Raw genomic sequence first — 25,607 nt, forward strand, 5'->3', positions numbered from 1 at the left:
CCCCCCCTTAAAGGGGGGGGCGAAGGGGGGATAGGGGGCGAAGGGGGGATCTGGTGAAGACTTCTTGAAACTTAGCTTATCGGAACAGATCGTATTAAAGATCTACGTGCCAAGATGCAAGAGTATATGGAAAATGGTACGCAGTTAGGTTGGCCGATCGATCCACAAAATAGGCAAGTAGAAATTTATCGTGCGGGTCGAGCAGTTGAAGTTTTGGAAAATCCAAGTACGTTGTCGGGAGAGGGGGTTTTACCGGGGTTTACGCTAAAGTTGCAACGGATTTGGGCTTAGTGGTTTTGGGGAGTGGGTCGAACAATGGAGAGCGATCGCCCCAGGTGTACGCCGTGGTTTTCCAGTTCGTGATAACGACTCCGTTCTCGGTCGATTCCAACCAGCGATCGATCTTGTCGTCGCGATCGGCGATCGCCCTTCAACTAACGGAACTCAAACGGAAAACGAGTCGAAAGTGGCTTCAAACTCATACAGGACAAGAGTTTTTGCATCGGAGGAGGACACAGGTGCAAGTACGGAGGACGGGACATGACGACGACAGTAACGACTCCCAGTAATTGCATGGTGCTGCGGGGAGTGAGCTGGACTACCTACCAGGGCCTGATTTGCGATTTGGAATCAGAACCGGGAAAACGCCTGACCTACGACCGAGGGACGTTAGAAATTATGGTGCCGTTGCCACCCCACGAACGGTATAAAAGTCGCCTGAGCCGCATAGTGGAGGTAACGACAGAGGAAACGGAAACGGAGATTGCCAGCCTCGGTTCTACCACTTGGAGCCGGGAAGACTTGCAGAAGGGGTTGGAGCCGGATGCGTGTTACTACATCCAAAACGAGCAGGCGGTACGGGGCAAGGACAATATTGACTTAACCCAAGACCCACCGCCGGATCTGGCGATCGAGGTGGATAACACGAGCAGTTCGATCGACCGCATGGCAATTTATGCGGCGTTGGGGATACCGGAGGTGTGGCGGTTTGATGGGGAGTTGCTGACGATTTATCGCCTAGTGAAGGGTGAGTATGCCCCTCGGGAGCAGTCAGAGGTGTTACCGCTATTGCAGCGAGGGGACATTCTGCGTTTTTTGCAGGCGAGTCAGACGATGGGCGAAACGACTTGGGTGAGGGAGTTTCGTAAGTGGGTTAGAGGGAAGTTAGGAACTTGACATCCTCCCGGCGCTGGTAGTGATGAAAAGTCATGCTGCTGTTGCGTTCAAACTCCTGTCATCTCAAGCTGTTTTGCACACCACGATCGTTAGAATGCAGCACTTCCCTTGAAAGAAGGTCGTCAAGGTTAATCCGGCGGAAACCCCAGTACTGCCATTTACCTAAACCGAGTCCCCAAGGGGTTATCTGACCGTTGGCATAACTGTCCTCATTGCGGGGCGTCTATGCCGCAAAATGTTAACTCTGGGATACTGATTAAGAAAGTGGGGCTAGGCGAGAATACGATACCCCATCATATCCGAAGGGTCGCCTCACTCAAAAACGCGAAACCATCGAGAGAGAGAGGCTCAAGACCCTCTAGACTAGATTCAACAGGTTGTTCGTTCGAGTTCGAGAGGTTGCTGTGGTCGAAAGTTCCAACACGTCTACGTTACAAAGTGTCTCGTCGCGCCGGGAGCTTCGGGAGTTAGTTCGATCTCAGCTCCAAATGTTCCTCGAGGCGGGAAACCTCCAAGGCGCAAAAACGGTATTAGTCCCCGTTCAACCGGCCGATATCGCCGAAGCGATCGAAGGACTTCCTGAAACGCTGCACGTCATCGCCTTTCGCTTGTTGTCGAAGGACGAGGCGACGGAGGTTTACGAACACCTCGATTCGAGCGTCCAACACTCGTTGATCGAGGAGTTTAAAAATCAGGAAGTGCGCGAAATCGTCGATAAAATGTCCCCCGACGATCGCGCCAAACTGTTCGACGAACTTCCGGCGAAAGTAGTACGGCGACTGCTGAAAAATCTCAGTCCCTCCGAACGTCAGGCGACGAATTTGTTGTTGGGATACGAACCCGACACCGCCGGCCGCATCATGACGCCGGAATATATCTCCTTAAAGGAGCATTTTACGGTCGCGCAAGCCCTCGATCGCATTCGCAGTCTGGCACACGTGACGGAAACCGTCTATTCTCTCTACGTGACGGACGCCGATCGCCATCTCTCGGGAATTCTATCGTTACGGGATCTGGTGGTGGCGCAGCCGGAACAGCAAATTTCGGAAATCGCCACGCGAGATGTGGTGTTCGTTCACACGAGTACCGACCAAGAAGAAGTCGCTCGTACCATCCAACGGTACGATTTTTTAGCGCTTCCGGTGGTCGATAGCGAGCGGCGGTTGGTGGGAATCGTCACCGTGGACGACGTGATCGATATTTTGGAACAGGAAACCACTGAAGATATTTATGCGTTGGGAGGCTTGCAAGCCGACGGCGATAATTACTTCCAGATGAACCTGTTTCGGGTGGCTCGACAACGAGTACTCTGGCTGTTGGTATTGCTGTTTACGAATACCCTCACCAGCGGCGTGATTCGTGCCAATCAGGGGATTCTCGAGCAGGTGGTGAGTTTGGCTATGTTTATTCCCCTGCTGATCGGGACGGGAGGGAATGTCGGCGCTCAGTCGTCTACGGTGGTCATTCGCGGTCTGAATATGGATAAAATTCAGACGGGAGGTGCCGGGCGCATTATCCGACGGGAGGCGATCGCTGGGATTTTGTTGGGATCGATGCTCGGGGCGATCGTGACGGTGGGCGCGTATTTGTTACAAGGAAGTTGGATCGTGGCCATCGCTGTCGGTTTTAGTTTGATGGTGATTTCGCTGTTGGCGTCGGTGTCGGGATCTGCGCTTCCGATGTTGTTTAAGTCTTTGGGGTTCGATCCGGCGTTGATGTCCGCACCGTTTATTACGACAGCGGTTGACGTGCTGGGGGTGTTGATTTATTTCAGTATCGCTCGCTTGTTGATGGCGGTGATTCCGTTTTGAGGGTTGACAATAGTGGAGTTATGTGGTAATTGGGGGATTCACCACAGAGGTTTGAGGACACAGAGGTTTGAGGACACAGAGGTTTGAGGACACAGAGGTTTGATCCAGAAACCCGGTTTTTCGTTTTTCTCTAAAAACCGGGTTTTGGTAATGCCAAATTAATGCCAAATTAATGCCAAATTAATGCCAAATTCGCTCTAATAAATCGTAAAACGGTTGCCAGTTATCCTCGACAGTAATCGGTTCCCACACCGCCTCGATTTCTGGACGGACTGGAACCACCAAGGGATTGACCTCTCGTAATCGATCGCTGACGGCTTCGAGTTCTTCTGTGGAAAGTCCTTGTAAAATTCGATGGTAAACCAGTCGCCAGGGTTTCAGGGTTTCTGAAGGTTCGGCGTTGGCAAAGATGGCAGTTTCGTCGTCCCGCCATTGTGGAGAAAACTGCTGGCGAAGCTGACTGAAAAAGTCGTGATAGCCGACTTCGTTTTGTTCTAACACCTCAACGGTCAATTTCACCAATTCTTCGGCGTCTTCTGTGGAAATATCGGCCAGTCCCAACTTACGAAGCATTAACTGGCGATAGTTTCGGTGATAGATTTCGTCGAATTCCGTTAAGGCGACTTGCATCGCCTCGAGGTCGATCGCACAGGCGAGGGGTGCTTGCAACATCTCCAAATTCAGTTTACAGACGAGGGGTTGGTTACCGTAGCTGTAGCGGCCGTAATAGTCGAAATAGGCGGCGGTAAATTTCGGGTCGTAGTTGGGAATAAAGGCGTAAGGGCCGTAATCGAAACTTTCCCCAGTAATGGACATATTATCGGTGTTGAGGACGGCGTGACAGAACCCCGCCGCCATCCATTCGGCCGCCAATCGTGCCACTCGCGCCACCAGTGCGGCGTAAAATCGCGGGTAGGCGTTTTCGGGGTCTTCCTGGCGATCGATTTCGGGATAATAGGTGTCGATAACGAGATCGAGCAGTTTTGTCGTCCAGTCGGGACGGCGTAAATAGTGCGATCGCTCGAAGGTTCCAAAACGAATATGCGATCGACTCATGCGAACCATGACACACGATCGCGTTGGAGAGGGTTCGTCACCCCGCCACAGACGTTCCCCGGTTTCGATGACACTCAAACAGCGGGACGTGCGAACTCCCATGCGTTCGAGAGTTTCTGCGGCGATAACTTCCCGAACGCCACCTTTGAGCGTCAGTCGTCCGTCGCCGCTGCGAGAGTACGGTGTCGTACCGCTCCCTTTGGTTCCGAAGTCGTAGAGTTCGTCGTCGATTCCACGAACTTGTCCGTAGAGAAAACCGCGTCCGTCGCCGAGGTGGGGGTTGTACTCGCCAAACTGGTATCCGTGGTAACACATCGCCAGCAGTGGCAAACTCGCTCGAAATTGACCGAACGCTTCGATAAAATGGTGGTTAGAAACGCGAACGGGGTCGAGACCCAGTAATGGGAGTACGCGATCGTTGCGAAAACGCACAATATGCGTCGGAAATTCGGCAGCAGCGACGATATCGTAGTAGCCTTCTCCTAACGATTCAAAATTCGGCTCGTAAGTGAGGTTAAAGAACGGATTGACAGACGTTGCTTGAGGAGAGCTTTCGGCTAAGGTCATGTCGAATTGGCTGACAGTGAGCAAGCGAGATTGTCGTTTATTGTGTCAGAGGCGCTCTCGAAGATGCAAGTTCGCGGGGTTTGAGTTTTAGCAAAGCCTCGTTCGGTTAAAACTCAACAACTTTATACCGATACAAGCAAGGTTCGATGGTTGAAAATTTACCCGAAACGCTCGACATCGAGCGTCTGTTTCAATGGGGATCGATCGCGATCGGCGTATTATTGACGTTGGCGATCGCTCTGGTACTGCGTCCGCTCCTCAAGCGTGCGTCTGCATCGTTTCAAACTTCCAAACTCGGCAACTTTTACCACATCGTAATTCAGCCCCATTTAACAGAATTGGGGTTTGTTTTTGGCTTTATCGTTGCGGAAGTGCTGGTGTTTCGGCTTCAGATTCCCAGAGGTTGGGAACTCGTCACCAGTTTGGGGTTATCTATTACCTTAGTGTGGTTTTTGTCTCGCATTTTTGCACGATTGTTCGACGTTTACCTGCTCGACATCGTCATTAAAAAAGGCACCAAAATTAACGAACTCCTCAATTTAGGTAAGGTCGTCTCGAATTTAACCGTTACCTTACTGGCAATTTTTATTTTTGCCCAAGCCCACGATGTCAATTTACTAGGATTGTTAGCGAGTTTGGGAATTGGAGGTTTAGCGGTTGCTTTTGCCGCTCAAAAAACCTTAGAACAGGTTCTCGGCGGAATTGTTTTATACTTAGACCAACCCTTTACCATCGACGATTACGTGGGATTGCCCGATGGAACCTTCGGACGCATTGAATCGATCGGATTGCGATCGACACGAATTCGACTGTCGGGAAAAGGAACCTTGGCGATCGTCCCCAACAACGCCTTAACTCAAATGACGATCGAAAACTTCACGGGGGCGAAAAAAGTGATGGCAATTCTCTACTTTAATTTTCAAACCCAACTTCCTGAAGACGAACGCGCTTTGATCCGTCAAGTTATCGTTCGGGGAACCGCTGATATTTTCGGTATCGATTCGCGAAACACTGATGTTGCGTTTCGAGATGTTCCCGATAAAAACGGTCGTCTCAAAACTCAATCTCAAGTGACATTTTTCATTCTGGGTTCTGGGAACGTTTCGATGGAAATTCGCCGACAAGTCCTCGACGCGGCCAATCAAAAAATCACTCAAAAGCTCAAAGAGTACGGTACGGAATTCGAGAGCGAAGGTCCGACTGTCTATGTAGATTCTCCCATTACTATTTAATTCACTACGTTGCATGAATATTTCAGAGGGAATGAAGTTCCTCAACGGAGGAATTGTTTGGTTGTCTGAGGCGAACGTCCTCAATTTGTTGATTTTTTTCAGTTTCACTCTAATTTCGTTGTTGCTCGGACGATTTACGCCGAGGATCGTTCGCTGGTTCCTCGATCGCTTTTTCGCCGATACTGTAGTTCGCACCTACGATACTCTCATCCAACCGATAAAAAATCCTTTACGGGTGTCGGGAACGCTGGTTTTGATTTCTCTATCCTCAGTTTGGCTCGAGGATTATAAGAGTTTTTACAAGTTTATCAGCCCGTTTTTAGATCTAGCTGTTATTGCCAGTATCGCTTGGTTAGTCTCAAATCTGTTACAACAGATTTTGCGAATTTACGGAATCGATCTTCTCAAGCGGATGGGGTTAGAAGTTGACGAACTCCTGCTAGTTTTCGAGACGGTGGCGAACGTCCTCATCGGCTTTTTTGCGATTCTCGCTTACGCTCAAAGTCAACAACTCAACCTGTTAGGATTGTTTGCGGGTGTGGGACTCGGTGGTTTAGCCTTAGTTGCTGCCGCTCAGAAAATTTTAGAACAGGTTCTCAGTACCATCGTACTGTATCTCGATCGCCCCTTCGTTCCTGGCGATTATATTCGCTTGAAAGACGGACAGTTGGGACGAGTCGAATCGATCGGGATTCGCTCGACGAAAATTCGGACTTCTGCCAAAAGTACCCTGTTCGTGGTTCCCAACTCGATTCTCGTCAACATTGAAATCGAAAACCTCACCCGAGCCAAAAAGGTAATGTCGATGATTTATCTCGACTTCCTCAAACCTCTCGACGAGCAAGATATGGCGTTAGTGCGAGAAGTGGTTACAGACTCGACAAACTCGGTATTCGGTATCGATCCCGGCAGTACGAACATCACGTTTAATCAGATAGACGGAGATAAAGCCTTGCAAGCTCGCGTGACGTTTTTTATTTTGGGATCGAACGAGAATTCAATTCAGCTTCGCAAGCGGTTGTTAGAGTTAGCCAACGAGACGATCTCGCAAAAGCTGAGTCGCTTCGGAATCGAGTTTTCTTCAAAAGAACCGACGGTTTACGTCGAATCTCCGATTACCCTGTAGGGTGCGTGACTCGAACAATAGGGAATAAATCCTTAGACCTATAAATCGTCACGCACCACCGATGTACACCGCCCACAGAAAAGGGTGCGTGACTCGAACAATAGGGTGGTCGAAAGTGCTACGCACCGCTTCCGCTTTTTACAGTGTAGAGTGAAGAGGGCAGAGTGTAGAGTGGGAATTCCTGTTTAACTCTTCACTTTCCACTCTTAACTCTTTCCTGAAAGAGGCGCACCGCCAATGTACTAGAAAAGTTGGCCGCAGTCAGGTCAATAAGATTACCGCGTCACGCACCGACACCAACATACAAAAAAACCAGAAATCCGGTATTTTGGAGATACCCGGTTTCTGGAAATTGACCCGCATTGAGATACACTCCTCAAAGCTGCAATTTTTGACCTGATGTATGGCTGTTTGGCAAGTTGATTTTTTTCGTCGTCCAGTTCGAGACGAGTCCGGCGAGACCCTCTGGGAACTGTTAGCCTGCGATCGCACCTCGAACTTTCGCTTTCAAGCTTGGTGTCCGCAATCTCAAGCCAATTCCGATTGGATTGCGGCGCAACTGCCACAGGCTTCACCGTCGCTTCCGCACTGCTTGCAAGTCTTTCGTCCCGAATCCCTGAGTTTAATCGAAGCGGCGGGAAACAAGTTAGGCGTGGCGGTGGAGGCGACGCGGCGTGTCGAACCCTTGAAACGATGGTTGCTCAAACGCGCCGAAGACTATCGACAACTTCCCGGTTACACGGCAGAGGTGTACGATCCTTTGGCGGTTCCCCGTCCGGCACCGGTTCCGGTCCCTGAAGAATTATGGGGCGATCGCTGGCGGTTTGCGTCGATTCCCGCTGGAGATCTCGAGAATGTGGCGTCGCGTCCGATGCGCTTTCGATCGCTGCCGGAACTCCTACATCCCGTGACGCTGGGGGTGGCTTCAACGCAGTCAGTTCCGGGGGTGATTATCGACGGCGGACGTCGATCGATGCAACTGGCACAATGGCTCGATTCAGTGAATCCCGTCGCAGTGAATTACATTCCCGGTGCGCCAGACGGGTTGATTTTGGAAGCCGGACTGAGCGATCGCTGGGTGTTGGCAACGTTTGAAGATTCTGAAGTGCAGACAGCGGCACGGACTTACCACCAACGCCAACAACAGGCGAAAGGATTGCACTTTTTGATGGTGCGGCCGGACGAATCGGGGATGACGCAAACGGGAGTGTGGCTGTTACGACCGGCTTGATTCGTCGGCGATCCAAATTTTACCCCGATGTAAGGCGTCTTGCAGTTGCTGGATGAGTTGATATTCAGCCGGAGTGAGGGATTTTCGATCGAGAACGGCGCGATGGAGCAGTTGGCGATCGATCGGGGTAATCTGACGGAACGCGAAGATCCGCTCGACAATTTGCGTCAGAGAGAGTTGGGGAAGGGAGGGTTTGGGGGTCATCGTTCGCGATCGCTCGATTCCGCTCGCTTGAGTCAATGCGGAAGCTTTAACCCCGAACAGTACTTGTTTTACCGAGATCGATCCGTATTTCCCGATACGATTTGTAAAGTAATTATAAAGAGTGCGTAAAAACTCGCAGTTGCTAACGCGATCGCTCTGAAATATAAGATCGGAAATCTCAGTCAGCAACCCAGATCCAGCCCCGATCGAGTCCTTCAAAAACGCGATCGACCAGGTTGCGTTCTCGGCGATCGATCGCGGGACGAGATAGGAGTGCAGAGGTCAATAAATCGCGATCGACGGCAGTAATTTGACGCAACGTACAGATCCGTTCGACCACTTGCTCCAAGGAATAGTTATCGGAAGTCATCCTGGCAGTCATGGTTTTTAAAGATTCTGTAAACCTTCACCTGTCATATTAACACCCTATTTAAAGAATGCGTAAAGAAAGAGTGCGATCGTTGACACAAAAACACGCGATCGTGTAAAGAAAGTTTCGCGATCGAAGTCACTGACAAACTATACAAAATTTGTACCTTGCTCTTTTGCCGAGAACACCGAACAATAAATCACGGACTGTTACGCACTTTGGCGTCCGTTCTAACGCTGCGATTCGGCACGATGGCTCGACCTGACAGGTTTAGCAACGCTCGACGACCGTAACGTTCGAGGCGATCGTCAACTGTCAACATCAAACGATCGAAATTAACGCAAAATTCTATGAATCAAGCAAAAATTGGCATTATTGGCGGTAGCGGACTCTATAAAATGGAGGCGCTCCAAGACATCGAAGAAGTGCGCGTCGAAACCCCCTTTGGCGATCCCTCTGACGCCATCGTTCTCGGCACTCTAGACGGAACTCGCGTCGCGTTTCTGGCCCGTCACGGCCGCAACCACCACCTTCTCCCGTCAGAACTGCCCTTTCGCGCCAACATCTACGCCATGAAGCATCTCGGCGTAGACTATCTCATCTCCGCCTCAGCGGTGGGATCGTTAAAAGAAGCGGTCAAACCCATCGATTTAGTCGTTCCCGACCAGTTTATCGATCGCACCAAAGATCGCGTCGCCACCTTCTTCGGGGACGGTATCGTCGCTCACATTGGCTTTGGCGATCCCGTGTGTCCTCAACTGGCGAGTGTTTTAGCTGAAGCCGCCGATAGCATCGACCTCGGCGAAGCGTCCGTTCACCGAGGCGGAACCTACATTTGTATGGAAGGGCCGGCCTTTTCCACAAAAGCCGAATCGGAGTTATATCGCAGTTGGGGCGCTACCATCATCGGCATGACCAACCTCACCGAAGCCAAACTCGCCCGAGAAGCCGAAATCGCCTACGCCACCTTAGCTTTAGTGACCGATTACGACTGCTGGCATTCCGACCACGACAGCGTCACGGTGGAGATGGTAATTCAGAACTTACACTGCAACGCCGAAAACGCTCAAAAGGTGATTCGCGACGCGGTGCGCCGTCTCAGCGAAAACCCCTTCGTCTCCGAGGCGCATTCGGCGTTGAAGTTTGCGGTGATTACGCCGTTGGACAAAGTCCCCGCCGAGACGAAGGAGAAATTGAAGTTGTTGTTAGCGAAGTATTTGGTCTAGGGAGCAAGGGAGCAAGGGAGAGGGGGAGAGGGGGAGAGGGGGAGAGGGGGAGTTCTCCTCATCCATTTATCCCCTCACTGGTGACTGGTGACTGGTGACTGGTGACTGTAAAAAGTCTCCCTAAACGGGTAACGCGGATTCCTCCAGCAGTTCCGAGTAGACTTCACCGAGTTGTTGGGCGACGCTTTCCCAACTAAATCGATCGAGGACTCGCTGGCGGGCTGCGTTTCCGAGGCGATCGCGCCAATCCGAGTCGAGGAGGATGCGATCGATGGCTTCGGCGAAAGCTGCATCGTCCTTAGCGGGAACGAGTAGTCCAGTTTCCTCGTGGGCGACCGTGTACTGCAATCCACCGACCGCACTGGCCACGATGGGGGTGCGACAGGCCATGGCTTCGATCGCCACCAAACCGAACGGTTCGTAATGACTGGGAACGACGCAGACGTCAGCAGCGGCGTAGTATTCTGTCATTTGTCCGTCGGCGATGCGTCCGGGGAAATGAACCAACTCTTCGATGCCTAACTCGCGAACCAAGGCGATCAGGCGATCGCGCTCGTCTCCGTCCTTGTGACCCGAACGACTTCCACCGCCGACGATCAGTTGTAGATCGGCTTTTCCGCGCAGTTGCGAACGTCCGACCGCGCGAACCAGCGTTTCGATACCTTTGCGGGGGTCGAAGCGTCCGACGTAAAACACCAGTTTCGTGTCGGGAGAGATCCCCAATTCGCGGCGGGCTTCGTCTTTGGACACCGCACCGAAGCGATGGACGTCCGTTCCGCAAGGAATGACGTCGATGTTTCCCGTTTGCGTGACTTGACGCATATCGTCCGCCTCTTGGGGACTGGTGGCGATGACGCGATCGGCCGTTTCGATACAGCGTTTTTCCGTTTCCAGGCGGGTGTTGGCGATCGGGGGAATCTCGGAGACCGAGCGATATTTCACCGACCCGAGTGAATGGTGAGTATGAACTTGAGCCAAGGGTTGATGCGTTTTCAGTTGCATTCCCACCCAAGCCGACAGCCAATAGTTCGTATGAGCGAGGTGGTATTGTACGCCGGATTCAGCTTGAAACTGGAGTAGGCGATCGACGAACGTTGGCAGGTACGGGAAAATGTTATCTCGATGAACGAAGTGTTCTGGCCCGGCGGTCAGTCGAATCGTGCGGCAGTTGTCTCGATGTTCGACAGTGTTGTCTTGGTTGGGGTCGGTTTTGCGGGTGAACATATCCACCTGCCAACCTTGTTCGGCCAGGCTTTCGCCGACGTGACGAACGTAAACATTTTGACCCCCCGCCTCTTCTTTTCCAATTTCGATCGCCGGATCGCCGTGAACTGAAATCAGGGCAATATGTCGTGCAGAAGCCATAGTAGAGATTCCTTTGAGAACGCGATCGAGATCGAGGTCAGCGCCCTGTAAAACAGGATACCGAACAGTCGAGTTGACGAGCAGTTAAAGTTCCCGTAAGTCAACTCTGAGGGAGGGTTAGACTCCTCAATTCTCATCGCGAGGACGAATCGTTTGGCTTGATTTTAGCATTTTCGCTATAGGGCGTTTGTTGATGGTCGGACAGCTTAGCAGGCAAGGGGTTCAGCGATCGAAAAACCAGGGCAAAATTGGGTTTTCCGTACTGTTTCTGCCATCGACGGTGAAGCCAATCCCGTGAAGACTTGAGATCCCCGGCATCTCCGAGATGCCGGGGATCTGGCTGTTAACCCGATCTGACCGCTCAAATTGAGTGTGGGTTCTCTGTTATCGGCTTTCGACTAAGGAAAGGGCAGTTCCCGTTAAGCTGAAGGCGCGAACTTCAGCGATTTTGACGGGAACGGTTTGTCCTTTGAGGCGATCGATATCGCCTTCAAAAAAGGTCAAGCGGTTGCCTCGGGTGCGTCCCATCACCTGATGGGGATTTTTGGGGTTGCGATCTTCAACTAACACGTCTTCGACGCGATCGAGATACCGTTGAGAGCGATCGGCAGCTTTTTGGGCGACGAGGTGGTTGAGTCGTTGCAGGCGATCGCTTTTGACCTCCTCGCTCAGTTGGTTGTCCCACTGTGCCGCTGGAGTACCGGGACGGGGGGAATAGGCGGCGGTATTGAGTTGGTCGAACCCGATATCCTCGACGAGTTTCAGGGTATTTTGAAACTGCTCTTCCGTCTCGCCGGGAAATCCCACGATCGCATCGGCACTGATGGCGGCGTCCGGCATATACTGGCGGATCGTATTGATAATGCGTCGATATTTTTCGTGGGTATAGCCGCGAGACATGGCTTTGAGAACCTCGTTATCCCCCGACTGGAAGGGAATGTGGAAATGTTCGCAGACCTTGGGGAGTTCCTGACAGGCGCGAATGAGGCGTTCGGTGAAGTAGCGGGGGTGACTGGTGGCGAAGCGGATGCGATCGATCCCCGGTACGTCGTGAACGTAGTATAAGAGATCGGTGAGGGTATGTTTGTGGCGGCCTTCCGGCGTCGTTCCCGGTAAATCTCGTCCGTAGGCGTCGATGTTCTGTCCCAGGAGTGTAATTTCTTTGTATCCTTGACGGGCTAGGTCTTCGATTTCGGCACGAATCGCCTCCGGCGTGCGAGATTGTTCGGTTCCCCGCACGTTAGGAACGACGCAGTAAGTACAGCGTTCGTTGCACCCGTAAATCACGTTCACCCAGGCTGTGACCTTACTATCGCGGCGGGGTTTGGTGATGTCTTCGATAATATGGATGGGTTCGGTCGCGACGACCTGGTTTCCAGCAAGGACTTGTTCGAGGAGGTCGCCAAGGCGGTTGGCGTGTTGCGGTCCCATGACCATATCCAGTTCGGGAACGCGCCGCAGCAGGGCTTCCCCTTCTTGCTGAGCGACGCAACCGGCTACGATCAGAGTTACATTGGGGTTTGTTTGTTTGCGTTTGGCTTGTCGGCCGAGGTAGGAGTAAACTTTTTGTTCGGCGTTATCGCGAATCGTGCAGGTGTTGTAGAGGACGAGGTCGGCGGTTTCCGGGTTGTCGCTCTGTTGGTAGTCGAGCGATTCGAGGATTCCGGCCATCCGTTCGGAGTCAGCTTTGTTCATCTGACAGCCGAAGGTGGTGATGTGATAGCGACGGGGAGACGTGGTCATTAGCGTTTTGAACTCTCGATCGAACCTTCATTCTAGCGAGTTTGTCGCTTCTGATGTATGGGAAGCGCGATCGCCCCGTTACTCCCCTCGGGGTGAGACAAGCAGCCTTAGAGTCGGGGTTCGGACTCGAGATAGCGATCGCCCCCCGAGGGTTTTTAACCTGAATTTCAGCTAAACTACGGAATTATTTTTGACATCTCATCTGTAAGTTTTCTGAGCAGCGATCGACCGTCGTACTGACGTTTCAATTCATATTAAATTTCTTTACACAATTTTTACGATAAATCAAAGCAAACTTTAAATCTAAACGTAGATTTACGGAGTAAACTAAACAAATAGGGCTCGCATCTACAGTGTAATTTTAAGAGTTACGAACCGTTGGAGCGATCGAACTAGGTTCGTCTCATCGTTCAAAGCCATCTCACCTCATTCGTATCGAGCGATCGTATTTTTTACGTGACGATCGCCTGAGTTCAGTGATACCCTACGAAAAAACACGGGCGCGGACTGCTGCGTCCCGTTTTATCTGTCGCTACTCCCTAACATTTTCAACGACCCACATCTCCCATGAATAACAGCCAGAGTGCGCGCCAAATCGTTTTCATCGATTCCCGTGTCGATCGTTATGAAGATCTCGTGCGAGGCGTTGTCGCCAACACCGATGTCGTCGTTCTCGAGGGCGATCGGGACGGTGTCGAACAGATCGCAAAAACCCTCGCTACGTATGGTGACGTGCGATCGATCCACGTCGTCGCACACGGAGAACCGGGTCGCGTGCAGTTGGGATCGACGAATTTGGATGTTACGACGATAGAACGACACAAAAATAGCATTAGACGTTGGACATCTGCATTTAGTTCCCAGTCAGAAATTTTTCTTTACAGTTGTCAGACTGCTGCCGGAAACTTAGGTCGTCAGTTTTTAGAAAAACTACACCAGTTAACGAACGCAAGTATTGCCGCCTCTTCTCAAATGATGGGACGAGGACTGTGGGAATTTGACGTTTGCCTCGGCAATATTTTTTCTTCTATTGCCTTTAACATTAAAACCCTCGAAACTTACTCCGGAGAGCTTCCCACTGATAATCTTTTCTCGCGAAATCTCCTCTACGGAACTGAGGGTCAGAATGGAAAAGGACTATTTATTATCGATCTCGATACAGGAGAACTAACAGAAGTTGGGAACGATGTTTTATCTACATCAACCTCAACGTTATCTCGGGACGGCGACGGAAACTTTTACTATGCAGACAAATCAAATAGTGGAACCGTTACGTTTTATCAGTTGACCGATCCAGATGGTTCGCCCAGTACGTCTTCGGTGAATATCTCAGGATTTCCATCTAGGACGATCAACAAGATGGCACATTCTCAAAGTGGCGTCTTGTATGCAATGGAGCCGAACTCAACAACGCTTTACGTTGTTGACTTTACATCTGGAACTGTCAAGACCATTAATATCTCGGGTATCCAAGCGGCTGGAGGAGATATTGCCTTCGATCCCAGCAACCCAAATCAGTTTTACGTGACGGTATCCGTTCAGAGTCCGAACGATTACCGTCTGTATCGCGTCACGCTGGATAACGAAGCCAATCCCACGACGGCTAATGCGAGCTATCTCGGTTCGTTTGTAGACAGTTCGGGAAATTCCCTCAATACGAAAGGAGCTGGCTCTCTCGCCGTCGGAGCAGACGGACTGTTGTACTTTACCAGTCGAGCTGCAAATGACAACGATCGCTTGTTTAAGTTCGATCCCGACGATCCCAACGCGACCAATGGAAATAATTTGACAGCCAATTTAGTGGGCTTGTTAAATTTACCGAATGGTGACAACATTGCGATTTCTGACTTTGCCACTCGACCGACACCGTCAGTAATTTTAAGCATTGACGTTCAAAAAGAAGATTCTTTCGACGGAACGGCAACGACTTCGTTAGGAAGTACGGTCAATTTTGTCATTACCATCGAAAATAAAGGCGTCTACGATCCGATCGATGGTTCGATCGTGGAAGCGGCAATTCCCAACGTCCAAGTGAGCGATCCTCTCGCCGATGGTTTTGAAGGGTTTGCATGGAAAAAATTTGTCGACGGATCGCGAGATAGTCAAGGAGATATCGTCAAAGGCACGCTGGACGAATCGGGAAGCGGTGCGATTTCTGACACGATCGCCTCGCTCGATTTTGGTGAAATCGTAACCTACGAAGTCACCGCCAAGGTGAAAGACTCCGGTTTGACCAGCGACCTGATCGAAAACCAAGCCAACGTCACCGTTCCGGGGTTTGACATCGCCATCGATCCGGACAATCCCCAAAACGGGGGAACGAGCATCGCCAGCGATATCGATCGCGTGCGGATTGAAAACCAACCCCCCGTCGCCGAACCCGCCGTCAACACCGTCAAACCCGGACAGACGATTTCCGTCACGGGACTCCTCGGCATCGATCCTGAAGACGACGCGATCGAAACCTACATTATTCAAAGCTTTCCGTCAGAAGGAAAGCTGTTTTTAGACGGCGTAGAAATCGATACGAGCCAACCGTTTGAAATTCCAGCCGATCGAATCAGTTTGCTCGAGTTTGAAGCGGGTAGCGGATTTGATGGAGATAGCTTTACCTACACTGCTCGCGATATTAAAGGTGGCGAATCCGACCCGGCGACGGTGACGCTCAACAACCCTCCGACCGCCACGGGAGGCTCGACCGAGGTAACGCCAGGGAACGACACGCCCCTTTCGGGAAGTTTGTTTACAGGAAACGATACGGACGGAAGTGTTAGCGGTTATAAGATTACCGACCTTCCCGATCCCTCTGACGGCCGACTCTTTATCGGCGATCCCGACAAAGGTGGCGTTCCCGTGACGCCCGGACAAATTTTGACCCCCGCACAACTCGACAAATTAGTCTTTCGGGGCGAGTCAGGATTCGACGGCGGCTCCTTTAAATTTCAAACGATCGATAACCAGGGAGCGTTATCGGACAAAGCAACCGTCACGTTAACTCAAGGTGACGCTCCGCCTGAAACAGACGATGCTGTAACAGAAGTTCCCGATGATAGTCCCGTACAGTTGATGGGTTTGGGGGGAAGCGACGTTGAAGATCCCGCCAGCGATCTGCGATATAAGATTATCGAACTACCGAGTGAAGGAACGCTGTATCTTGGCGATCCGGCGACGGGAACAGAAATTACCAATCTTTCCCAAGTTGACGAACTCACACCCGCTCAACTCCAGAATCTCTACTTCGAGCCGCCATCTGGAGGACTGACCGGAACCACAATGTTTAAATACGCCGCGATCGACGATCTCGGGAACGGCCAACAAGATCCGACTCCTGCAACGGTTTACCTCAAACCTCCCGATACCAATATTTCACCCGACACGACGGAGACGGAGGTAGACGTTCCGCCGAATACGAGCAGCAGTAGTACGAGCGTACCGCCAGGTGTGGCGACGCCAGTGTCCGGCTTAGGGGGTAACGATCCAGACGGATCGATCGCCGAATTTGAAATCACCACTGTTCCCACCAACGGAACCCTGTATCTGGGCGATCCGGGGAACGGTGGCACGCCGATTTCAGCAGGACAGCGAATTCCGGCCGATCGCATTGACGAAGTGTTTTTCCTTCCCGGATCGGGATTTAACGGCAGTGGCTTTACCTACGCCGCCGTGGATAACGAGGGCAAAGTCGATCCGATCCCCGCAGAAGTAACCTTGACCCGAGGCGGCAACGAACTCCCCGAAACTAAAGACGCGACCCAGAGTTTGCCCGATCCGGGGGAAGTCCTCAAACTCAAAGGTCTCGGCGGTGAAGACGACGGCGAAATCGCCTTTTACACCATCGGCGAACTGCCCCCGAGTGCTGACGGCGTCTTGTATCTGGGACACCCCGATGCTGGGGGAACGCCGGTGATGGCAGGTGACGTCCTCACTCCCGACCAACTCGATCGCCTGTTTTTCCAAGTTGGCGGAACCCTCCGATTTAACGACGTAACCTTTACCTACTTCGCCACAGACGACCAGGGGGCGATCGATCCGACCCCTGCCACCGTTCGACTGACGCGGGGCAACGAACCCCCCGAAACGGACGACGCCACCGTTCGCTTTGACGAAGACGATACACAAATCGCCATTACCGGACTCGGGGGTAGCGATAGCGATGGCGACGTGGCCTTCTACACCATCAAGACGCTGCCCCCAGACAGCGAAGGCGTTCTGTTCCTCGGCGACCCCGCCAACGGCATCGTCGTTCAAAGCGGACAAACCCTCTCAGAAGACCAGTTAAGCCAACTGATTTTCGTTCCGGGTGAGAACTTTAGCGGAACGACCACCTTCACCTATGCCGCGACCGACAACGTGGGTGTAGAGGATCCGACCCCTGCTACGGTGACGCTGACGACGGAAGAGCCGCCGGTCACGCCACCTCCGGATTTAGACGATCTGCTCGGGGGCGGTGGCAGCCCCGGAACGCCAGGATCGGGAGTGGACACGGACGACGGATGCTGTCCGCCAGTGCCGGAAGAGCAAGCGATGCCCGAGGTTCCTGGGTTGGGGGCGATCGCCTTGCCGGATATCGCAGAACTGCCTGCTCTCGACACCAACGGCTTCGAGATGGCGTTGGAAAACCGCCAAGAGGGAGACGCCGGAGATAACCTCCTCGAAGGAACGGCTGGCAACGACGAACTGCAAGGTCGCGAAGGGAGCGACGCCCTGCGGGGATTTGAAGGAGACGATTTCCTACAAGGGGGGATTTCTGGCGATGCGAACGTAACCCGCGATCGCGATGTCATTGCCGGAAACCAAGGTAACGACCTCATCGGCGGCAACGAAGGAAACGATACCATCTTCGCCGGAGAAGACGACGACCTCGTCTTTGGCGGCCGCGATGAGGATTTCATTTGGGGCGATCGCGGCAACGATACCCTCTCGGGAGACATGGGAGACGATGCGATCGCTGGAGACGAACTCCTCCTCAATGGCAACATTCCCTCCGGACGCGATCTCATTTACGGCAACGACGGCGACGATACCCTCAACGGCAACTCTAACGACGACTCCATCTCCGGTGGAACGGGGACGGACATCATCGAAGGGGGCAAAGATAACGACCTGATCTGGGGCGACGAAGGGAACGACTCCCTCAACGGCAACTTCGGTAACGACACGATTCTCGGCAGCAACGGTACCGGAGACGCCGCCACCGAAGCCGACATCATCCACGGCAACCCCGGTAACGATATGCTTTCCGGCGGTATGGGCGATGATACCCTCTTCGGCGGCCGCGATGGGGATACCGTAGACGGCGGCGAGGGCAGTGACATTCTCTTCGGCGATCGCGGTGCCGATATCCTCATGGGAGGCGGTGGCGACGATGCGATCGTCGGTCGCTCGATCGATCCGACCCTCGCCGACGAAGACGGTTTCGAGTTAATTTACGGAGGAGCCGGAAACGATTTCATCAACGGCAACGAACGGGACGACAGTATTTCCGGTGGCGACGGCGACGATCGCATTCTCGGCGGTAAAGACCAGGATCTCATTTTCGGCGATCGCGGCAACGACACCATTAAAGGAGAACTCGGCAACGACACCATCCTCGGCAGTCCCGCCGACGTTCTCGAAGGCGTCTCCGACAACGACCTCATCGCGGGAAACAACGGCAACGACCTGATTAAAGCCGGTCACGGTGACGATATTGTCTTTGCTGGAAAAGACGACGATATCGTCTACGGCGAAGACGGAAACGATGTCGTCTTTGGCGATCGCGGCCGCGATGTCGTCTACGGTAACGGCGGCAACGACATCCTCGTTGGCGATACGGGCAACCCCGAAACCGACGATGCTGAAGCCGATGCCGATCTCGTCTTCGGCGGCGTGGGAGACGATATCGTTTTGGGCAACCAAGGTAACGACAGTCTCGTCGGTGGTGACGGCAACGACATCGCCCTCGGCGGCCAGGACGACGATCTCATCTGGGGTGAAGCCGGAAACGATAACCTCTCGGGAGATTTGGGCAACGATACCCTCTGCGGTGGCGAAGGAGACGACACACTCATCGGTGCCAATACCAATATCGAACGGATTGGCGACGGGGACGACCAACTCTGTGGCGGCGTCGGGAACGACATCCTAGCCGGGAACGAAGGCAACGATAAACTTAACGGCGGCGACGACGACGATACCCTCTTCGGCGGCGATGGCGACGATACCCTCTTCGGTGGAGACGGAAACGACCTGTTGAGCGGCGATCGCGGTAACGACAGTCTCGTCGGCGGCGAGGGGAGCGATCGGTTTTTCCTGTCTGCCAACGGCGGCAACCTCACGATCGCTGACTTCCAAAAAGGGAGCGACTCGTTCCTGTTGGCCGGCAACCTCACCCTCGCACAGCTTACGGTGTCGCAAGCCGGAAGCGATACTCTGATTCGTCTCGGCGATACGACCCTAGCAACCGTGGTGGGATTTGCCCCCTCGGAAATCGACGAAGGCGATTTTCAGTAAGTCGGTGGTGATGGGATGATGAAACGTTAGGGGTGGGTATGCTCACCCCGACAGACGGCATTTTCAAGGGGTTTAACCCTGTTCGATGCCGTTTCTATCGACTTATATCGCCCCTTACCGATTTCCGTTTTCATGTTTCGTTGGTTTTCCCGCAAACTGTCTGAGAAGCCGTTTGAGACCGCGTTTTTGTCAGATTGGCGTTTTCAGTTGTGGACGATCGTGGCGATCGCGATCGCCCTGGTTATCGCATTGCCGATTTTATTCGTTCTCGGCAGTATCTTTTTCGACGCCAGCGAGGTCTGGCAGCATCTAGCTACCACCGTCTTGCCCCGATACGTCCGCAATTCAGTAATTTTAATGGTCGGGGTGGGTCTCGGCGTCGTCACCATTGGGGCGGGAGCCGCTTGGCTGGTAACCGCCTGTCGCTTTCCCGGCGTGCGGATGTTCGAGTGGGCGTTGTTGCTGCCTATGGCTGCCCCGGCTTACGTTTTAGCCTATACCTATACCGACTTTCTGGAATTTTCCGGCCCCGTGCAAAGTCTGTTGCGGGATTGGTTTAACTGGGAATACGGCGATTACTGGTTTCCCAACATTCGATCGCTCGGCGGGGCGATCGCCCTACTGACCCTAACGCTCTATCCTTACGTTTATATGTTGGCGCGGGTGGCGTTTCTCGAACAGTCCGTCTGTACCCTCGAAGCCAGTCGCGTCCTCGGCTGTAATCCCTGGCGGAGTTTCTTCACCGTCGCCTTACCCTTAGCCCGTCCCGCCATCGCAGCCGGAACCGCCCTCGCGTTGATGGAAACCCTCAACGACTTCGGAACGGTACAGTATTTCGGCGTCGATACCTTCACCACTGGAATTTACCGAACTTGGTTCGCGATGGGAGAACGCATCGCCGCGACGCAACTGGCGGCGTTTCTGTTGCTGTTCGTGTTCGCCTTGCTACTTCTCGAACGGCGATCGCGACGTCAAGCCGCCTACTATCAAACCTCGGCTTCGTTCCAGCATCCCCCTCGATTCGAGCTGTGGGGATTCCGAGCGATGGGGGCGAGTCTCGCCTGTAGCTTACCTGTTATTTTCGGCTTTATCGTTCCCGGCGGCGTGTTGCTCGTTTTAGCGATCGCCAAATCTGACGAAACTTTCGGCGATCGCTTTTGGGAATTCGCCCGTCACAGCTTGTTTCTCGCCAGCGTCACAGCCGTTATCGGGGCGATCGTGGCCTTAGTTCTCGCCTATGGCGTTCGTCTCAACCCTTCCCCTTGGATGCGTTTGGCTTTGCGGGTGTCCGCCTTGGGGTACGCCATTCCCGGTTCGGCGATCGCCGTGGGGGTTCTCGTTCCCGTCGGAAACTTAGATAATACGATCGATCGCTGGATGCGATCGACCTTTAACGTTTCCACCGGCCTGCTCCTCAGCGGCACTGTCACCATCCTAATTTTCGCCTATCTCGTGCGGTTTCTCGCCGTCTCCCTCAGCAGCGTCGAATCCAGCCTCGGTAAAATTGCTCCGAGTCTCGACGAAGCTTCTCGCAGTCTCGGCTACACGCCCTTAAGTACCCTGCTCGACGTTCACGTTCCCATGATGTGGGGAGGACTGCTGACCGCCACCATGATGGTATTTGTGGACGTGATGAAAGAACTTCCCGCGACGATGGTGATTCGTCCGTTTAACTTCGATACCCTCGCCGTGCGCGTCTACAACCTCGCCTCCGACGAACGCCTCGCCGAAGCCTCCGGGCCCGCACTCGCCTTGGTAGGAGTGGGGATCGTTCCCGTGATTTTCCTCAGTTGGCGCATTGCGCGATCGCGATCGTAATCGTAACAGTCACCAGCCTTTTACAGTGAGCAGTGTTTCAGTCACCAGTCACCAGTCACCAGTGAAGACAGTTAACAGATAACAGTTTCTCCCCCTCTCCCCTGCATCTGATACATTAGATTGGGACTGTTTGAGGAACACTGCGGATGGGTTATCTAGTCGCCACCACAAACATGAAGGGCGGTGTGGGAAAAACCACCATGACCGTTAATTTAGCGGCGTGTTTGGCGAAAGACCACCGCAAGCGCGTCCTCGTCGTCGATCTCGACCCCCAAATTAGCGCGACGCTCTCGCTGATGTCGCCGACAGATTTCGCCCAAATTCGTAAAGAACACGGTACGCTCAAATATCTCATTCAAAAATCGATTACTGGCGATCTCGGCGCGACAGATGCTAAAAATATCGTTCGCCCTTATGCGGGAAATCTAAGTGGGATCGACATTTTGCCAGGTGATATCGATTTATACAACGATTTTCTCGTATCTGAAGTTCTCTACAAAAAAGCGATTCGCAACCCCGAACGTAATTTTGAGAAAGTCTGGAATTCGTTTGAAGATTCCCTGATGTACGGTATTCTCAAACCCCTAGTTCCTCACTACGATTTTATCTTTTTGGATTGCGCCCCGAGCTATAATTTGGTGACTCGGAGTAGCCTTGTTTGCAGCGATTTCTACTTGATTCCGGCTAAGCCCGAACCCCTTTCTTATATCGGGATGCAACTGCTCGAACGTCAAGTTAAAAAGCTTATCGAGACGCATCAAATCGATAAAAAAAGGCAAACTCAGCTCGTGGGAATTGTGTTTACTATGTCCCGTAATATTTTAGCGGGTCGTTATTACAAGCAAGTCATGAAACGGGTTCGTCAAGAATTTAACGACTCCCAGGTCTTTAAAACGTCTATTCCTATGGACGTAAGCGTGTCTCGCGCTGTCGATAGCTTTAAACCCGTCGTTCTGACCGATCCCAATAGTGCAGGCTCGAAGGCGTTTAGAGAACTCGCTCGAGAATTTTTGACGAAACTTCAGAAATTAACTCCGGCATCTCAAAGTGTCCGACTGTCTAAGTTAGAATAAGCCGTATCGCGTCGCTCTGACGAAACGGATCTGCGATCGCTTTTCTCACACGTTTGATATAAGGAATCTGAACCATGAACGCCCGATGGTTTTGTCTCGTTCCAACGGTGGCGTTATGCTTGGGTGTTTCTCCCAGTTCGGCTAGCGTTCCTCCAGGCTCAGTCGTTCTGGCGCAAGATAGCTCGCACTGGCAAGTTTTCGCATCTCAGGAAGGTCGGTTTCAGGTGATGATGCCAGAACCGCCACGAACCTCTACAGAATCTGTCAGCTTTCCCGGCGAACCCATTGCTTTACACGCTTTCGCCGCCAAAGATTCCCAAAGCGAGTATCTCGTCACCTATTCGGACTATCCTAACGAGTTTATCGCCCGGATGGGAGAACCGACGCAGTTCCTCCAAGCGGTCAAGCAGGGATTTCTCTCGGGAATTGAAGCTAGTGAAGAGTTTAGCAGTGCCTTACAACTCGAAGGCTATCCGGCGTTAGAAGTCGAGTATACAACTCCAGAAGGCGCTGCGGGATTTGCTCGGTTTTATTTGGTCAACTCGCGGCTGTATCAAGTCATCGCCACCTCTCGCGAAAACGCATCGGGAGATTTTTCAGAAAACGCCGATCGCTTTTTCGCTTCCTTCGATTTGCGTTAGTCTTCGATGGGAACGGTGAAATTTGGCTGCATTCACGGCTCCGTTGTTAGACTGAAACTAGACGACTCCTCCACACCCCTAACGCATCAATGGACGCTTTCATCGAACAACGGATGCGGCTGCTCTACCACGAGAAAATCCGTCGGCGAATCGAACACTACCGCCAACGGGTCGCGCAACGGACGGGCGATCGCCGCTATAGCTGCCAGTATTACGCCAATTCCGCCTATCTTCTGTGCGCTGTGAACCCTTCTGGCCCCTGTTCGACTTGTCGCCACTATCAGCCGAAGGAGAGATGACCGGATCGTGTGAAATCTCCCCATCTCCCCCTCTCCCCCTCTCCCCCTCTCCCCCTCTCCTCACATCACGTCCAAGATATGGGAATAATGGGCGGAGGAATGGAATTTCCGCTAGTTTCGGCGTCTAAGGCTGCAACGACGCGATCGAACAGCGCATCAGCTTCTTCGGGAGAATTTCCGATCGTCGTGAGTCCCAATTTCCCAAACTCGGACAAACACCCCATTAAGTGAAACACGGTTCCGGTTTCGGTACTGGTGTCGAAATGGAGTTGGTTGTAAGCGATGATGTCCATTAAGTCGTTGGGAAGCAAGCCGTGATAGCGATCTTTTTGTAAATTGTCGGTGGCTTTGTAGTATTTCGCTTTTCCCTGCTGGCTGTAAAACAGTCCTGTGGCGCGATCGAAATAGCCTTTTGTGAGGAGTTTTAACGCCATGAACGGATGTGTCGTTCCCCCTTTACGAAGGTTGATTTCGATCGCTTCGACATCCCAACCGTTATTGCGACGAACGACGACAAAATCGACACCAAATCGTTCTAACGCACCTTTTTCGGCAAGGTTTTGACCAACTTTCAACCCCAACTCTTGCAACTGTAAGCGATAACTGGCGTCGGCGGGAAACCGACAGCCTAGGAAAATTTGTCCGTCAGGGCCTCCGAGAATTTGGTCGTGAGTTGAAAGGATTTCTACCTCGCCGTGAGGGGTAATGCGGCCTTGAACGCTCGGCGATCGCTTTCGATCTCCTTCGACATAGGCTTCGACGATCGCACCGAGTTCGGGGATACGTTGGCGAAAGTGTTCCCAGGTTTCAGTGGTGGCTTGAAATCGCAATTTAGAAAAGCGATCGCGTATCGCCTTAACTCGCTGGCGTGGCGAAACATCGTGCAGCGGTTCGAGTTCTAAAATCGCATTTCCTTCTCCCGAAAATCCCTCGTTGAGTTTCACCACCAGCCGTTTGAGATGGGGTTGGCGTTCCCATAACTCGCAAGCGGCTTCGGCCAATTCTTCATCGTCGAATACAAGAGAACTTCCATCGGGATGAGGAACGTTACATTCTTCAAAAATTTGACGACTTCCGCTTTTCGTCCCGAAATAGAGAAGTTCGGGATCGGTGGCGAGGAGGGGAATTCCCAGTTTGACAGACAGATCTCGTTCGGAATTCGTGGCGTTAAAGCAAATGGCGTAGGTTTTGTTCGGACGCAAGGCCATGCGAATTCGTTCGATTAGTCGCGGGCGATCGAGGATTTTTTGAGTTAAAGATTTGGACGAAGAGTCGTAAGCAGCGAAGAGTAACAGGCGATTTCTGGCGTGGGAAAAGGGAATGCCAGGAAGCAGTTGTAAGTAATAGTCGATAATGCTGGGATGAAGGGGTTGAGATGTAATGTAAATGAGTCGAGTTCGGGGATTTCTCAGCCGAATGAGGGAAAATAAAAATCGTTCTTCGTAGTGGTGAACGCCGTCGATTTTTAAGAGTTCTTCTTCATCCAGAGTGAGAGATGGGATAACGACAATATCGGTATCTCCCGTATCGAATAAATCGACAGTTTGCCAACGATGTCTCAGTTGAATTTGTAGTTGGCGAAACTGTTCGACGACGGTGCGATCGCTCGCTGAGTTTAAAGTGCAGAGTCGAGGGACTTCGTTCAATTGATGATATCGTGTATTTTGACTTGAGAGGCGATCGAGTTTTTTTCGATCGAATTTGGATTGGGGTGTATCTCAAAAATGTAAATCGATCGGAGGCACGCTTGAGTTCTCGATTTAACAGTGAATTTATTTTCTATAAGTTACTCAACGCTTATAGTACGCGAAATACAAAGGGGTATCGATAGGGAGTATCGGGATTGCTCGCGATTTTTAAAATCGCAAGAATTGGCAGTACGATAATTGCAATTCCCAATAAAGCTCCGAGTACAATTGCAACGGGAATCGTAATAACTAAAGCTGTAAGAACGGCTACGATCGCACCGTAAATATAAACGTTTAAGTGAAAATTCAAAGACTCTTTCGCGTTATTTTTGACAACAGAATCTTCGCTAATCAAAAATAAAACGATTGGAATTCCAAAGGAAACGATCGTCCAACTGAAAAAAATTGCAGCATGGGACAGGATCGAGAACAGCTTTCGAGTGTCGTTATTCATAAATTCGATCGCCTTGTCAAAACGAGATTAACTCC

The 25,607-nt window shown here is 52.1% G+C and carries 20 protein-coding genes and 1 pseudogene; 12 read left to right on the forward strand and 9 right to left on the reverse strand.

The annotated features are described in order from the left end of the window. Window positions 1-84: 84 nt before the first annotated feature. Window positions 85-291: pseudogene (locus GEI7105_RS34945) on the forward strand (Uma2 family endonuclease); the annotation flags it as partial. Here the strand turns inward: GEI7105_RS34945 and GEI7105_RS40475 are convergent. Further along, a complete protein-coding gene (locus GEI7105_RS40475) occupies window positions 260-391 on the reverse strand; it encodes a hypothetical protein (RefSeq protein ID WP_281166993.1) in 132 nt (43 codons plus the stop codon). The pseudogene GEI7105_RS34945 and the gene GEI7105_RS40475 sit on opposite strands and share 32 nt — an antisense overlap. 149 nt (window positions 392-540) lie before the next feature. Here GEI7105_RS40475 and GEI7105_RS0114535 point away from each other — a divergent pair, with 149 nt between their 5' ends. Then, a complete protein-coding gene (locus GEI7105_RS0114535; protein WP_026097663.1) occupies window positions 541-1,176 on the forward strand; it encodes a Uma2 family endonuclease in 636 nt (211 codons plus the stop codon). Window positions 1,177-1,580: 404 nt separating this feature from the next. Continuing rightward, complete coding sequence (mgtE, locus tag GEI7105_RS0114540; protein ID WP_017661169.1) at window positions 1,581-2,987, forward strand: magnesium transporter; 1,407 nt, start codon at window positions 1,581-1,583, stop codon at window positions 2,985-2,987. Between the two features lie 180 nt (window positions 2,988-3,167). Here mgtE and GEI7105_RS0114545 read toward each other — a convergent pair whose 3' ends face one another. Next, window positions 3,168-4,610 carry a protein adenylyltransferase SelO gene (locus GEI7105_RS0114545; RefSeq protein ID WP_017661170.1) on the reverse strand — a complete coding sequence of 481 codons (1,443 nt, stop codon included), beginning with the start codon at window positions 4,608-4,610 and terminating at the stop codon, window positions 3,168-3,170. A gap of 146 nt (window positions 4,611-4,756) precedes the next feature. On the opposite strand from GEI7105_RS0114545, the gene GEI7105_RS0114550 reads away from it, so the two are divergent. The 3 genes from GEI7105_RS0114550 (at window position 4,757) to GEI7105_RS0114560 (ending at window position 8,199) form a co-directional block, all read left to right on the forward strand. Beyond that, the gene (locus GEI7105_RS0114550; RefSeq protein WP_017661171.1) at window positions 4,757-5,842 is read left to right on the forward strand and encodes a mechanosensitive ion channel family protein; all 1,086 of its coding nucleotides are present in this window, start codon (window positions 4,757-4,759) and stop codon (window positions 5,840-5,842) included. Between the two features lie 13 nt (window positions 5,843-5,855). Then, window positions 5,856-6,968, forward strand: coding sequence for a mechanosensitive ion channel family protein (locus GEI7105_RS0114555; RefSeq protein ID WP_017661172.1), 1,113 nt, complete (start codon window positions 5,856-5,858; stop codon window positions 6,966-6,968). A 403-nt stretch (window positions 6,969-7,371) separates the two neighbouring features. Continuing rightward, a complete protein-coding gene (locus tag GEI7105_RS0114560; protein WP_017661173.1) occupies window positions 7,372-8,199 on the forward strand; it encodes a Tab2/Atab2 family RNA-binding protein in 828 nt (275 codons plus the stop codon). On the opposite strand, the gene GEI7105_RS37350 is transcribed toward GEI7105_RS0114560, so the two are convergent. The 3 genes from GEI7105_RS37350 to GEI7105_RS40480 form a co-directional block, all read right to left on the reverse strand. Then, window positions 8,185-8,403, reverse strand: coding sequence for a hypothetical protein (locus GEI7105_RS37350; protein WP_026097664.1), 219 nt, complete (start codon window positions 8,401-8,403; stop codon window positions 8,185-8,187). The genes GEI7105_RS0114560 and GEI7105_RS37350 overlap by 15 nt on opposite strands. A 178-nt stretch (window positions 8,404-8,581) precedes the next feature. Then, window positions 8,582-8,785, reverse strand: a complete 204-nt coding sequence (locus GEI7105_RS0114570) for a hypothetical protein (protein WP_035492548.1) — start codon at window positions 8,783-8,785, stop codon at window positions 8,582-8,584. A gap of 187 nt (window positions 8,786-8,972) precedes the next feature. After that, complete coding sequence (locus tag GEI7105_RS40480) at window positions 8,973-9,095, reverse strand: hypothetical protein (protein ID WP_017661176.1); 123 nt, start codon at window positions 9,093-9,095, stop codon at window positions 8,973-8,975. 28 nt (window positions 9,096-9,123) lie between these two features. Here GEI7105_RS40480 and GEI7105_RS0114580 point away from each other — a divergent pair, with 28 nt between their 5' ends. Next, entirely contained in the window at window positions 9,124-9,999 is an 876-nt protein-coding gene (locus GEI7105_RS0114580; protein ID WP_017661177.1) for an S-methyl-5'-thioadenosine phosphorylase, read from the forward strand. Window positions 10,000-10,119: 120 nt separating this feature from the next. Here the strand turns inward: GEI7105_RS0114580 and GEI7105_RS0114585 are convergent, their stop codons facing one another. After that, entirely contained in the window at window positions 10,120-11,364 is a 1,245-nt protein-coding gene (locus GEI7105_RS0114585) for a glycosyltransferase family 4 protein (protein ID WP_017661178.1), read from the reverse strand. Window positions 11,365-11,748: 384 nt separating this feature from the next. Then, window positions 11,749-13,107 carry a tRNA (N6-isopentenyl adenosine(37)-C2)-methylthiotransferase MiaB gene (gene miaB, locus GEI7105_RS0114590; RefSeq protein ID WP_017661179.1) on the reverse strand — a complete coding sequence of 453 codons (1,359 nt, stop codon included), beginning with the start codon at window positions 13,105-13,107 and terminating at the stop codon, window positions 11,749-11,751. A 567-nt stretch (window positions 13,108-13,674) separates the two neighbouring features. On the opposite strand from miaB, the gene GEI7105_RS30655 reads away from it, so the two are divergent. The 5 genes from GEI7105_RS30655 (at window position 13,675) to GEI7105_RS34955 (ending at window position 23,430) form a co-directional block, all read left to right on the forward strand. Beyond that, complete coding sequence (locus tag GEI7105_RS30655) at window positions 13,675-19,599, forward strand: DUF4347 domain-containing protein (protein ID WP_017661181.1); 5,925 nt, start codon at window positions 13,675-13,677, stop codon at window positions 19,597-19,599. Window positions 19,600-19,731: 132 nt separating this feature from the next. Further along, window positions 19,732-21,417, forward strand: coding sequence for an ABC transporter permease (locus GEI7105_RS0114605; protein ID WP_017661182.1), 1,686 nt, complete (start codon window positions 19,732-19,734; stop codon window positions 21,415-21,417). 146 nt (window positions 21,418-21,563) lie between these two features. Then, a complete protein-coding gene (locus tag GEI7105_RS0114610; RefSeq protein ID WP_017661183.1) occupies window positions 21,564-22,490 on the forward strand; it encodes a ParA family protein in 927 nt (308 codons plus the stop codon). Between the two features lie 74 nt (window positions 22,491-22,564). Next, complete coding sequence (locus GEI7105_RS0114615) at window positions 22,565-23,131, forward strand: hypothetical protein (protein WP_017661184.1); 567 nt, start codon at window positions 22,565-22,567, stop codon at window positions 23,129-23,131. 89 nt (window positions 23,132-23,220) lie between these two features. Beyond that, on the forward strand, window positions 23,221-23,430 hold the full coding sequence (locus GEI7105_RS34955) for a DUF6464 family protein (protein WP_071592016.1): 210 nt from the start codon (window positions 23,221-23,223) through the stop codon (window positions 23,428-23,430). Window positions 23,431-23,495: 65 nt separating this feature from the next. Here the strand turns inward: GEI7105_RS34955 and GEI7105_RS0114625 are convergent, their stop codons facing one another. Then, on the reverse strand, window positions 23,496-25,076 hold the full coding sequence (locus tag GEI7105_RS0114625) for a peptide ligase PGM1-related protein (protein WP_017661186.1): 1,581 nt from the start codon (window positions 25,074-25,076) through the stop codon (window positions 23,496-23,498). A 151-nt stretch (window positions 25,077-25,227) separates the two neighbouring features. Continuing rightward, window positions 25,228-25,572: a DUF4870 domain-containing protein gene (locus tag GEI7105_RS0114630; protein WP_017661187.1), complete on the reverse strand. Its 345-nt coding sequence runs from the start codon at window positions 25,570-25,572 to the stop codon at window positions 25,228-25,230. Between the last annotated feature and the right edge of the window lie 35 nt (window positions 25,573-25,607).

This window comes from Baaleninema simplex PCC 7105 (assembly GCF_000332355.1).
Lineage (GTDB): Bacteria > Cyanobacteriota > Cyanobacteriia > Cyanobacteriales > Geitlerinemataceae > Baaleninema > Baaleninema simplex.